The following is an 11825-nucleotide window of genomic DNA, read 5'->3' as shown; positions in this document are numbered from 1 at the left end:
ACCCTTTCTTCTTAACATTACGAATTTTTTTATTTATTTTATCATTCGAAAAGAAAGAAAAAAAGGAAAAAATCTTTCGCTTCGAAAACGAATCGTTTTCCACATATGACAGCCATTTTTTTATTCAGCACTGCTGCGAAAAAATAGAAAGAACCCCGTCTTTAAAAAAGGGGTTCTTTCATTCCGTTAAAAGAGGAACATGCTGCTCGATGGAAGAGTTAATTTTTGTTTCAGAAAAAATAATGTGGGGAACCGCTTCCGCAAATGAAGTGATTTCATTAATAAACTCTTCGATCTCTTGTAAGTTTGTTGAAGTCAGCATAACTATATAACATGCTTTTCCTGCAATACGGTAACCTGTTTAAGAAAAACTGAAGCTGCCTTCAAAAGAAAACAGCTTTAGCTTAACGGAGAGTGTTTTTTACAGTTTCATGCCCATCCGGCTTTTATATCGTTTAATTAAAATCTGGCAGTCAACACTCACTACCCCCTGCAGGGGATAGAGCTTTTCTACCAAAAACTGCTCCATTTCCTGATTGTCCGAAAAAATTCCGTGCATATGAAGCTTGCTTGGCCCGGTCATATGATAAAGGCTTGTCACAGCCGGTTCCGTCTCTAAATGGCTGGCGACCTGCTCCAGGTGCTGCGGCTCAACTTCCACGTTAAAAAAAGCAGATACGTGAATACCGATCTTTGCCGGATTAATAACAGCAGTAAACTTTTCAATTACACCCTGCTCCATTAAATTATTAACCCGCGCCTGCACAGCTACGCGCGACAGTTCCACTTCTTTGGCTATATCCGTGTAAGACATCCGGCTGTTTTCATGTAACAAAGATAAAATCTGCTTGTCTATTTGATCAATATGCAAATCCGGCATTTGATAGTTCGTCCCCATTATGTTCCACTCCAATTTCATCACATGGTTTGTTTTAGTGTACCATTTTTTGCGCAAAAAAAAGAACCTGCGGCTAAGCAGGCGCTTTATACAAAGAAAGTATTATCGCATATGGGCGAAGTGCATCTATAAGATACGGTTTCAGCTTCTTATTTATAAAAAGCGCTGGCGAACTTCCGGTGATGGAAGCATGCAGTGGTCTTCTTTTTTGCCAAACCATTTGTAGCGGTTAGCAGCTACATAATCATAAACGAAGTTGCGGAGCGGTGCTGGAAGAACAATAAGGGCATACAAAAGCTTCCAGGCTCCATCCAGATGACGGGTAATCCGCAGTGCAGCCGCCGATTTAATATATGCTTTCCCATCTTCTACTAACATAAAGCTGTCAAGATCTTCCGGCATATTGTGCTCTTTTAATAACTTCTGCCCTACATCGCTTTGTAAAGACGCATAGTTAAAATATCCTTTGGAATCACGCTGTATAATAAATTGAACACTTGCATCGCAAAAATTGCAATCACCATCAAATAAAACAATCGCAGTCATTGTAAACTTCCTCCTTCAACAAGAGTCATGTCTTAATTACTTTAACCGCTTTTCTGAATTTTAAACAGCTTCACTTGCAATGCTCCTTTTGAAAATATTAAACTAGTTAAAAATGCTTAAAAATTAATATGAAAAAAGGTTTATAGCTAAAAGAGCGAGGGGACTAATGTAGTATCTGCTGTTTGAAAGTATATAGATAAAGAAAAGGGGCGCGCATGTATGACAGGGAGCTGTATTGAATGCCGGATTCCAATTCGGTTTTACGAGCCGGGAAGGCTGTTTATTTCAAATGAAAATCACTGGTCGTTTGTTGATTTTCAAACAATAAAAGAAGCAGAAGAAGAGCTCGGCCGCATCGGCAACGATAACGTCATAGGGGGAATTGGAAAGCCCGGCGATCAAAAGCCGGTCCGCACTGCGCCGCTTCGTGATGTTGCCGAATGGTTTTCACATCAGGAAGTGATTCGTGTAATTGAAAAAGGGCAGTTTGTCAGTTTTCTGCAGCCGATTGTAGAAACATCTTCCGGCAATGTCTACGGATATGAATCATTATTGAGAACAAACGAAGAAGCGGCAATACCGCCGGGAAGGCTTTTTCATACTGCTCAAAAGTTAGGCATGCATTCCTATCTTGATAAGCAGGCGAGAGAAAGTGCCATTCTTGCAAGAAAAGAGCATGTGAAGGATGGCCAAAAAAGCTTTATCAATTTTCTGCCTTCTACCATTTATAATCCGGAATTTTGCTTGAAGCATACATTCAGTGTTATTGAAAAGTACAATGTAAGACCGGATGACCTTGTTTTTGAAGTAGTGGAAACGGAGAAAATCGAAGACGTGGATCATTTAAAAAAAGTGTTGAATGTATACAAAAGAGAAGGGATTAAAGTGGCGCTTGATGATGTAGGAGCGGGTTTTTCCACAATTGAAATGCTGGAGAAGCTGCGGCCGGACTACATCAAAATCGACCGGTCTTATATATCCTTCTGTGACCAGGACAGTACAAAGCAGTCATTTATCAATAGAGCATTAAAAACAGCCTCAGATCTTGGCATTATAGCACTTGCAGAAGGAATTGAACGAAAAGAGGAATATGACTACTGCCGTTCTGCGGGCATACCGCTTGCGCAGGGCTATTATTTTGGCAGGCCTTCTGCAGAGCCGATGGGTAATATTCAATATATATAAGAAAAAAGCATCCGCTCTTACTTGGCGGATGCTTCAGGCTGTTGACAAACGCCCGCTTTCGGTGTCACTTGCCGGCTGTGAATGCTCATGACCCCCAAAAGGTCACTCCGCTTCCCAACCGGCCGCGTTCCTTGAAAGACAGGCGCTTTCAATCAGCCTGAGTTCTAACTTTGTTTACACTTTCAAGCATCCGCTCTTACTTGGCGGATGCTTTTTTCAGTTGGCCGGCTCCCACAAAAAAGCCGGCGCTGCAAAGCAGGATGCCTGTAAAGAAAAGGCCCTGGGAAGGCGATAAGGAAAGTCCGCCTGTAACCGTTGATCCTGCCACTACTCCAAGCGAGAAAAATGCGTAAAAATAGCCATATGCTTTGCCGCGGTTTTCCGGGGGAACCGCGCCGACAAGCAGTGAATTGATAGAAGGAAACAAGAAAGCAAACCCGATTCCATACAGTCCCATAATTATATAAAGAAGAGAAGAAACCTCTGCCTGGCTAAGACAGATAAGGCTGATTCCCATCATTGCGATTCCAAATGAAAATGTCGTTTCCGGCCGCAGCCGGTCAAACAGGCGGTTTATGGGAGTAAGAAACACAAAAATAGCCACAATGCCAAATGTGCTTAATAAAAGGCCGCTTGTTTGGGAATCAAAACCAAGATGTATCACTTTTAAAGGGAGCATATAAGCAAGCACTCCCTGAGAAAACATAAGCAGAAAAGCGCCAGTGAACGCCTTAAGCATACCAGTATTTCGAAAAAAGCCGCGTAGTGAGATATGTCTTTCATGAGCAGTAATGGCCTGGTAAGGCAGTTTTCTTAGCACAAAAAGGGCAACGATCCCCAATATAAACATCGCAGCTGCTGTTGTGTTAATGACAGCCGTTTCACTTGTCCGGCTTGCCATAATCCCGCTGAACGCAGGCCCAATAATTGCTGCCATTCCAACGAATGCTCCTGAAACGGCTGCGTTCTTTCCTTTTTTATCCTGTGCAGAGTGATTTGCCAGGAAGGTAAAGGCAGCAGGTGTAATCAGGCCGGCCAGCAGGCCATGAAGAAAACGAATCAGCAGCAGCATCCACGGAGTTGCAGCCGTCTGATACAGCAAAAGAGCGGCACCCGCAGCAAAAAGGCCCGTTACAAGCACCCGGAAGGGCCCTTTTTTATCGGTCCAAACACCAGAAAGTATATTTCCAGCTGTATTTGAAAAAGAATACATGCCTACTACAAGTCCGGTTAAAAACGGCGTTGCCCCGAGTGATTCTGCAAACGGGCTCATAATGGGCAGCTGGGTAAACAAGTCAAAAAAAGAAAAAAAGACGATAATATAAACAAACACCCGCATCCATGGCCGCCTCCGTTCGGTGAATATTTTTTACTATAGCATGAGGAGAGCTGGAAAAGAAAATGAAACAAATTCTTCCCCGCACTCGTAGAAGCAGAAAAAGGGAGGCGGACTTTTTGGAAAGAAAAAGAAAAAAGAAAGGCGAAGACAGGTGGTATGTAGCCGATATTTTGATTGAAGCAGTAACATACGGTGGAGAAGCCCTTTTGTATGGTATCCGTGCCCTGGTAAAATGGTTAAATTAACAAAAAATACAGCTTGAAAAAGCAATTTATTTTTCACAGAGTTCAAGTGGATCTCTTTTTAATTGCAGCGGTGTTTCATCAAAAAAAGAAGCCATGCTTATCCAGATCAATCAACTAAAAAATCAACTTGAAAAAGTGTACATATTTCTTGCAATAGCTTCAATTAAGTAAAGAACGGGCAATTGAGTAGTAATATTCGTATAGCGGTGGCGCTCTTCTGTCGTATAATAGGCGATATTCACTTCAGACATTTTGGCAAGTGTGCATTGCTTATTATTCGTAATACTGATAAGGCGGCTTCCTTCTTTTTTCAGCTTGCTGGCAAGGTCGATCATCTGCTTTGTTTCTCCGCTGACAGATAAAGCAATTGTGGCAGTATGCCGCAAATCATCATATACGGGAAAATAAGGATCATTTATATAAGTGGAAAACTTGCCAAGCCCGGAGAAATAATGAGCTCCATACTGGGCAAGAATACCAGAAGAGCCGCCTCCGACAAAGATGACGCTTTTAGCTGAAGAAGCAAGGCTTGCGACTTCCCCGATGGCATGTTCAAATCGCCCTTCTAATGTTTTTTCCGCAAATTCCGCAAAAGCGGAATTTGAGCTTTTCACCGCTTCCTTCTTACGTGTTTCTGCTTCTATTTTTAACTTAACCTTTAATTCTGCGAATCCGTCACAGCCGGCCTTACGGCAAAAACGTAAAATAGTCGAAGGGGAAACATGGGTTTCATCTGCAAGATCACGGATACGCATATGAACTACCTTTCCGCTGTGCGTTGTAATATATTGATATAAAATGGTTTCCAGCTCATTAAATGAAGCGATTTGCTCGGACGTAAACAAAACCATCCCTCCAGGGTGTAAAGTTAGAAAAAGTATATCATGAATAAAAATAAAAAATCTGATCCAGAATTCCGGTTGCAGCTTCCTGGCAGAAAAAAGATTTTGTCCGGTTTTATAATTTTCTGATTAATTGTATAGACATTTATACTCAGTTGATTATAATAATTAGTACTTATGGTGTTCGTCTTGCATCCAAACCGCATATAATTTTATCAATCCTTTTGCTGCGGGATGTTTAAAAAGGAGGGGGAAAATGTTAAACACACGGACAGCGGTGATTTTACGTGAATTAATGGGAGTGGAAGCTTCTGTTACAAGTGAAGAAATCGGCGCAGTGATCGGGGTTACATCAAGGACGGTCAGAAATGACATCAAAGAACTGAATATTCTTCTGTCTGATTATGGCGCTGAAATTAAGTCGGTTCGCGGCGCGGGGTTTCGTTTAATGGTCCATGATCAGACGAAATTCCTTAAATTTCTTCAATTAAATTTTCAAAAGGATGGATTTAACGAAGGGGAAATTCCTACAACCCCGGAAGACCGTGTTCAATATCTGGTGAAGCGTCTTTTACTGGCGGAAAATTATTTGAAGATGGAAGACGCAGCGGAAGAGCTTTTTGTAAGCAAGTCTACGATCCAGTATGATTTTCGCCATGTGAGAAACATATTTAAGAAATACGGGATTTTTCTCGAATCCCGCCCGAACTATGGCATGAAGCTGAAGGGACCGGAATTTAAGCTTCGCTTTTGTATGTCGGAGTTTATTTTTAATCAGTATTCAGGCAACCACCCTGACATTGCCAATCTCGATAGTTCTATTCTCTCCAGGGAGGATATGCTGATTATACGGGATATTATTGTTAAGCAAATAAACGAACATCATATTACGCTTTCTGATATAGGATTAACAAATTTGGTTATTCATATTGCAATTGCTTGTAAACGGATTCAAAACAATAACTTTGTTTACTGGGTGCCTGAAGAATTAAAAGAAGTCGAAAAACAAAAGGAATATGAAGTAGCCGGAAAGATCATTCAGCTTCTTGAAAAAGAGCTGGAGGTTTCTTTCCCGGCAGGAGAAATTGCTTACGTGGCTGTTCATTTGATGGGGACAAAGCTGGTTACGTACATGGATGCAAAAGGATCTGATTATCAAAGTGTGATTGACAATAAAACGCATCAGCTTACAGCCAGGATTATTGAAACAGTAGACAAAGAATTACGGCTGGGCATAAGAACGGATAAAGAGCTGAACATGTCTCTCTATCTTCATTTAAAGCCGGCAATTAACCGGTTTAAGTATGGGATGAACATTCGCAACCCTATGTTAAACGAAATAAAACTCAATTACCCCGTAGCATTTGAAGCGGGAATTATTGCAGGGCGTGTAATTGAAAAAGAAACAGGTGTTGAAATGAATGAGCATGAAGCGGGGTATCTGGCTCTTCATATTGGTGCCGCCATAGAAAGAAGGAAAATCACGAACCGGCCGAAGAGGTGCCTGGTCGTTTGCGCTACCGGGATCGGCAGCTCGCGCCTGCTTTCGTATAAGCTTCAGGAAAAGTTTGGTGATAAAATAGAGGTTGCAGGCACTACGGAATACTACAAGCTGAAGGAACAGCCTTTAAAGGATATTGATTTTATCATCAGCACAATTCCTATTTCTGAACCGTTTCCTGTTCCTATCATTGAGGTAAATACCTTTCTGGGAAATAATGATTTTGAAAAAATTCAGCATGTATTTTCCGGCCCAGAAAATATAGATATTGAGTACACGAGAAAAGAATTAGTTTTTTTACAGCAAAAGCTGGACTCAAAGAAAGAAGTTCTCCATTTTATTTGTAACAGACTGCAGGAAATTGGTCTTGTGGGTGATCAATTTTTGAATTCCGTTTTAGAGAGAGAGGCATTGTCGCCCACTTCTTTTGGAAATATGACGGCGATTCCGCACCCTGTTGATCCTCAGACCGATTCGACTTTTTGGGCAATTTGCACCCTGCAGAAGCCGATCAAATGGGGAGAGCAGTTCGTTCAATTTGTTTGCCTGCTGAGTGTGAAAAAAAGCAGCAAAGAAGACCTGCAAAAGATGTACCGGCTGCTCGGGAAAATTATTGATGACAGCGCGAAAGTACAAAAGCTGATAAAGTGTAAAACCTATGAGGAATTTGTTCATGTGTTTGTAAGATTTTAAATTGAAAAACAAAAAAGAAAGGATTAAGCGGATGAATATACTGTTGTGCTGTTCAGCAGGTATGTCAACCAGTCTTTTAGTGACGAGAATGGAGAAATATGCAGAAATACTGGGAGAAGAGTGCCAGATATGGGCTATCCCGGGCGATTCCGTCCGGCATTATTTAGCTGATGCAGATGTAATCCTTATTGGTCCTCATGTCCGGCATATGCTCAAGCAAATAGCAGAGCTCGGGAAAGTACACGGCATTCCTGTCGAGATTATTAACCCGGTACATTATGGAACCTTTAACGGGGAGGAAGTTTACCAGTTTGCTAAACGGCTCGTAGAAAAAGGTCAATCATTGTGAGCCCAGGAAATGAAATGGCTGGCCCATTCTATTTTAGGATGGGTTTTTTTATGCACAATACTCTTCTAAGAATCCAGCTGCTTTTTGCTTGTGTCAATCATTTCCGTTACGTAACGGAAAAAGACTGCGTTCAAATGAAAGCGCTTTTAAATTAAAATATAAGCATAAAGGTCAGTGGGCTGTGTCAAAGTATTGGTTTCAACAAAATTAAAGGGGGAATTCGGATGAATATTTTACTATGCTGTTCGGCAGGTATGTCAACCAGTCTTTTGGTAACCAAAATGGAGGCAGCTGCAGCAGAACTGGGGATCGATTGTAAGATTTGGGCAGAAGGAGTGGATTCTATCAAAAATCATGTGCGGGGAACAGATGTAATTTTGCTCGGCCCGCAGGTTCGCTATCTTCTGCCGCAGGTTAAAAAAATAGGAGAAGAAAACAATATTCCGGTCGATGCGATTAACCCAATACATTATGGAACAGTTAACGGAGCAGAAGTGCTGAAAACAGCACTATCTTTAGCGAAAAAGTAAAGGAGGAAAAAATCATGAATAAGTTAACCCAATTTTTAGAAGCAAAAGTGATGCCGGTTGCCGGGCGTATCGCCGGACAGCGTCATTTGCAGGCGCTGCGTGATGGGCTTATTGCGACAATGCCGTTAATGATTATCGGTTCATTGTTTTTGATCATTGGCTTTCTGCCGATTAACGGCTACCCGGAAATGATGGCCAGTATATTTGGAGACGGCTGGCTCGATAAGCTTTTATATCCGGTAGGAGCTACATTTGATATTATGGCGCTGGTTGCCGCCTTTGCGATTGCCTACCGGCTGGCAGAAAAGTATCATGTTGACCCGCTGTCAGCGGGTATCATTTCACTTGTTGCATTCCTGCTGGCTACCCCTTACCAGGTGCCATTTACTCCTGAGGGTGCTGAAGAAGCCATTATGGTGGGAGGCGCAATTCCCGCTGCTTTAACAGGAAGCAAGGGACTGTTTATTGCCATGATTCTGGCCATGGTTTCAACAGAGATTTATCGGATTATTATCCAAAAAAATATCGTTATTAGAATGCCGGACGGTGTTCCGCCAGCAGTTAGTAAATCGTTTGTCGCTTTAATCCCGGGCTTTGCCGTTGTATTAACCATTTGGCTGCTGAGGCTGCTGGTGGAAAACACTTCCTTTGAAAGCCTGCATAATGTAGTCACGCAGCTGCTGCAGGAGCCTCTCAGCGCGTTGGGAGGTACACTAATTGGAACCATTTTAGCGTTAATTCTTGTTCAAATGCTCTGGTCTACCGGCCTCCATGGCCAGACAATTGTCGGCGGGGTAATGGGTCCCATCTGGCTGGGGGCAATGGACGCAAACCGTATTGCTTTTCAGGCAGGGGAAGAAGTGCCGAACATTGTTACACAGCAATTTATCGATATTTTCGTTTTAATTGGCGGGTCAGGAGCTACCTTGGCATTAGTACTGGCTATGCTTTTCACTGCAAAAAGTAAACAGATGAAGCAGCTGGGCAGATTAGGCATTGCGCCGGGATTATTTAACATCAATGAACCGATCATTTTCGGAATGCCTATTGTGATGAATCCCATTATGATTATTCCATTTATTTTGGTACCGATTGTCGTCACTACAATCAGCTTCCTTTCTATGCAGGCGGGGCTTATTGCCAAGCCGGTCGGGATTTCCCTGCCGTGGACGACTCCTCCAATTTTCGGCGGTTATCTGGCGACGGGAGGACATTTTTCCGGGGCGATTTTACAGCTGGTAAATTTAGCGGTTGCTTTCTTTATCTATGTCCCGTTCTTTAAAATGTGGGATAAACAAAAAGTGATTGAAGAAGGCGGCATGGAAACATCAGGAACGCTTGATAAAAAAGCACTGTAAACGGCTTATCAGCTGGAAAATGGAGGATGTATAATGGAAAACCTGGAAAATACAATTTTTCAAATTATTCTTTATGGAGGAAACGGCAGGAGTGCCGCCATGGAAGCAATTATGGCAGCAAAAGCCGGCAACTTTGATGAAGCGAAAAATAAATTGGATGAAGCTGCCCAGTCTCTAAGTGAAGCTCATAAATTACAAACTTCTTTGATTCAAGCGGAAACGAGGGGAGAAAACGCACCTGTTTCACTATTAATGGTGCATGCCCAGGATCATTTAATGAATGCCATGACATTAAAAGATATTGCTGTTGAATTTATCGATATGTATAAAGTGCTTAAAATGCAAAGCATTCAGTCTTGAAAAAAAAATAAACCAAATTAAGAAAATAATGAACCCGTCTTGTAACAGCTTGTTACTTGTTAGTGACAAATCCCTTTCGGCGGCATATAAAACCCAATGGCTAAGATATATTTACCGCTTACATCCGGCACGATATGATAGACGTATCAAAAATGGAGGTGCAGCAAAATGACAAAAGGAATTAAGATCGCTACAATTGGCGGCGGCTCAAGCTATACTCCCGAGCTGGTCGAAGGGTTTATTAAACGGTATGACGAGCTGCCTATTCGTGAGTTATGGCTTGTCGATATTGAAGCCGGGAAAGAGAAGCTGGAAATCGTCGGAAACCTGGCGAAACGAATGATCCAAAAAGCCGGACTGCCAATTGATGTTCATTTAACACTTGACCGCCGTGCCGCTTTAAAGGATGCCGACTTTGTAACGACTCAATTTCGTGTCGGCCTTCTTGATGCACGGGCAAAAGATGAACGCATTCCTATGAAATACGGTGTGCTCGGCCAGGAAACAAACGGACCGGGAGGCTTGTTTAAAGGATTGCGTACGATTCCAGTCATTCTTGATATTTGCAAGGATATGGAGGAGCTCTGTCCGAATGCCTGGCTAATTAATTTTACCAATCCGGCTGGTATGGTGACAGAGGCGGTTCTCCGGTATTCCAACATTGAAAAAGTCGTCGGGCTGTGCAATGTGCCGATCGGAATGGAAATGGGGATTGCCAAGCTTTTAGATGTTGACCATTCACGTGTCCGCATTGATTTTGCCGGATTAAACCATATGGTGTACGGACTTGATGTATATGTGGATGGAGAAAGCGTTAAGGACAGAGTGATTGAGCTGTTAACAGATCCAAACAACAGCAGCTTTGTAAAAAATATTGAAGGTCTTGGCTGGGAGCCGGAATTTTTAAGATCCTTAAACGTCTTAACATGTCCTTATCACATGTACTACTACAAAACAAAAAACATGATCGAAAAAGACGTCAAAAATGCGAAAGAAGAAGGTACAAGGGCAGAAGTTGTGCAGAAGCTCGAAAAAGAACTATTTGAGCTTTATCAGGATCCAAATCTCGATATCAAGCCGCCACAGCTTGAAAAACGCGGCGGTGCTTATTATTCGGATGCAGCAGTGCGTCTTATTACATCTATTTACACGGATAAAAGAGATATTCAGCCGGTTAATACGCGCAACAACGGTGCAATTGCGAGCATCCCCGATGACTCCGCTGTAGAAATAAGCTGTGTAATTACAAAAGACGGCCCGAAACCGATTGTCATGGGTGACCTGCCGGTAGCGGTACGCGGACTGGTCCAACAAATTAAATCGTTTGAACGTATCTCAGCAGAAGCAGCTGTAACGGGCGATTATGAAAAAGCTGTGCTGGCGCTGACAATCAATCCGTTGACACCGACAGATACAATTGCAAAAGAAATTGTAGATGAAATGATGGAAGCCCATAAAGAGCATCTGCCGCAATTTTTTCAAAAAGTAGAAGCATAAAAGGATACAAACGGGGCTGTGATCTTACAGCAGGTAAAATTAAAAAAGCTGAGACAGGATACGGCCTGACTCAGCTTTTTAATTTTGCTTTTTTATCTCCAATTTAAAAGTAATCCGGTTAAATATTCCCCTTTTTATTATTTGAGATAATTTGAAAAGGCCCCTTTCTTAAGTGGCATTCTTTATACTGTGTCCCCCATTAATTCAATTGTAAATAAAGAGTTGAAAAACTTTAAAAAATAAGGCATATATTTCTTTATAGTGGGTAATTATTACTATAAAGAAAAAAGAAAAGCTACGCAAAGGATGTGGCCAGTATGGGGATGGCAGCAGAAAGAACAATTTTACAGAAAGAACTTTCTTTATTATATATGGATTACAGCCGCTGCCGTGATGGGGCTGTTAAAAAAGAAATAGCGAAAGATATCAGGCTTTTAAAAAAAGCAATTTCTTTAATTCTATAAATAAACAAAAAGAATCTA

At 41.9% G+C, this 11825-nt stretch carries 14 protein-coding genes; 9 read left to right on the top strand and 5 right to left on the bottom strand.

Annotated features, from left to right (window positions below):
• Positions 1-178: 178 nt before the first annotated feature.
• The 3 genes from VP98_RS18925 to VP98_RS11435 form a co-directional block, all read right to left on the bottom strand.
• The gene (locus VP98_RS18925; protein WP_156151381.1) at positions 179-322 is read right to left on the bottom strand and encodes a hypothetical protein; all 144 of its coding nucleotides are present in this window, start codon (positions 320-322) and stop codon (positions 179-181) included.
• Between the two features lie 99 nt (positions 323-421).
• Positions 422-898: an Lrp/AsnC family transcriptional regulator gene (locus tag VP98_RS11440; RefSeq protein ID WP_046175526.1), complete on the bottom strand. Its 477-nt coding sequence runs from the start codon at positions 896-898 to the stop codon at positions 422-424.
• A 153-nt stretch (positions 899-1051) separates the two neighbouring features.
• Positions 1052-1444 carry a thiol-disulfide oxidoreductase DCC family protein gene (locus VP98_RS11435; RefSeq protein WP_046175525.1) on the bottom strand — a complete coding sequence of 131 codons (393 nt, stop codon included), beginning with the start codon at positions 1442-1444 and terminating at the stop codon, positions 1052-1054.
• Between the two features lie 219 nt (positions 1445-1663).
• On the opposite strand from VP98_RS11435, the gene VP98_RS11430 reads away from it, so the two are divergent.
• Positions 1664-2629, top strand: coding sequence for an EAL domain-containing protein (locus tag VP98_RS11430; protein ID WP_046175524.1), 966 nt, complete (start codon positions 1664-1666; stop codon positions 2627-2629).
• 196 nt (positions 2630-2825) lie between these two features.
• Here VP98_RS11430 and VP98_RS11425 read toward each other — a convergent pair whose 3' ends face one another.
• Entirely contained in the window at positions 2826-3968 is a 1143-nt protein-coding gene (locus VP98_RS11425) for an MFS transporter (RefSeq protein WP_046175523.1), read from the bottom strand.
• Positions 3969-4084: 116 nt separating this feature from the next.
• On the opposite strand from VP98_RS11425, the gene VP98_RS19345 reads away from it, so the two are divergent.
• The gene (locus VP98_RS19345) at positions 4085-4213 is read left to right on the top strand and encodes a hypothetical protein (RefSeq protein ID WP_269431504.1); all 129 of its coding nucleotides are present in this window, start codon (positions 4085-4087) and stop codon (positions 4211-4213) included.
• A gap of 122 nt (positions 4214-4335) precedes the next feature.
• Here the strand turns inward: VP98_RS19345 and VP98_RS11420 are convergent, their stop codons facing one another.
• Positions 4336-5058, bottom strand: coding sequence for a MurR/RpiR family transcriptional regulator (locus VP98_RS11420; protein ID WP_046175522.1), 723 nt, complete (start codon positions 5056-5058; stop codon positions 4336-4338).
• 253 nt (positions 5059-5311) lie between these two features.
• Between VP98_RS11420 and VP98_RS11415 the strand changes: the two genes are divergently transcribed.
• The 7 genes from VP98_RS11415 to VP98_RS19110 all read left to right on the top strand — a co-directional run bounded on the left by VP98_RS11415 (position 5312) and on the right by VP98_RS19110 (position 11807).
• Complete coding sequence (locus tag VP98_RS11415) at positions 5312-7249, top strand: BglG family transcription antiterminator (protein ID WP_046175521.1); 1938 nt, start codon at positions 5312-5314, stop codon at positions 7247-7249.
• Positions 7250-7280: 31 nt separating this feature from the next.
• Positions 7281-7598, top strand: coding sequence for a PTS sugar transporter subunit IIB (locus VP98_RS11410; protein WP_046175602.1), 318 nt, complete (start codon positions 7281-7283; stop codon positions 7596-7598).
• A 224-nt stretch (positions 7599-7822) separates the two neighbouring features.
• Positions 7823-8128, top strand: a complete 306-nt coding sequence (locus VP98_RS11405; RefSeq protein ID WP_046175520.1) for a PTS sugar transporter subunit IIB — start codon at positions 7823-7825, stop codon at positions 8126-8128.
• Between the two features lie 14 nt (positions 8129-8142).
• Positions 8143-9486: a PTS cellobiose transporter subunit IIC gene (gene celB, locus VP98_RS11400; RefSeq protein WP_046175519.1), complete on the top strand. Its 1344-nt coding sequence runs from the start codon at positions 8143-8145 to the stop codon at positions 9484-9486.
• A 30-nt stretch (positions 9487-9516) separates the two neighbouring features.
• Positions 9517-9846 (top strand): PTS lactose/cellobiose transporter subunit IIA, encoded by a 330-nt coding sequence (locus VP98_RS11395; protein WP_231584172.1) that lies wholly within the window; start codon positions 9517-9519, stop codon positions 9844-9846.
• A gap of 168 nt (positions 9847-10014) precedes the next feature.
• On the top strand, positions 10015-11343 hold the full coding sequence (locus VP98_RS11390) for a 6-phospho-beta-glucosidase (RefSeq protein WP_046175517.1): 1329 nt from the start codon (positions 10015-10017) through the stop codon (positions 11341-11343).
• Positions 11344-11660: 317 nt separating this feature from the next.
• Entirely contained in the window at positions 11661-11807 is a 147-nt protein-coding gene (locus VP98_RS19110) for a hypothetical protein (protein ID WP_197076589.1), read from the top strand.
• Positions 11808-11825: the final 18 nt, after the last annotated feature.

The sequence above is a fragment of the Domibacillus indicus genome (assembly GCF_000970685.1).
Classification (GTDB): domain Bacteria; phylum Bacillota; class Bacilli; order Bacillales; family Domibacillaceae; genus Domibacillus; species Domibacillus indicus.
The sequence above is the reverse complement of the archived record's forward strand: the minus strand, read 5'-3'. Positions and strand labels throughout refer to the sequence as shown.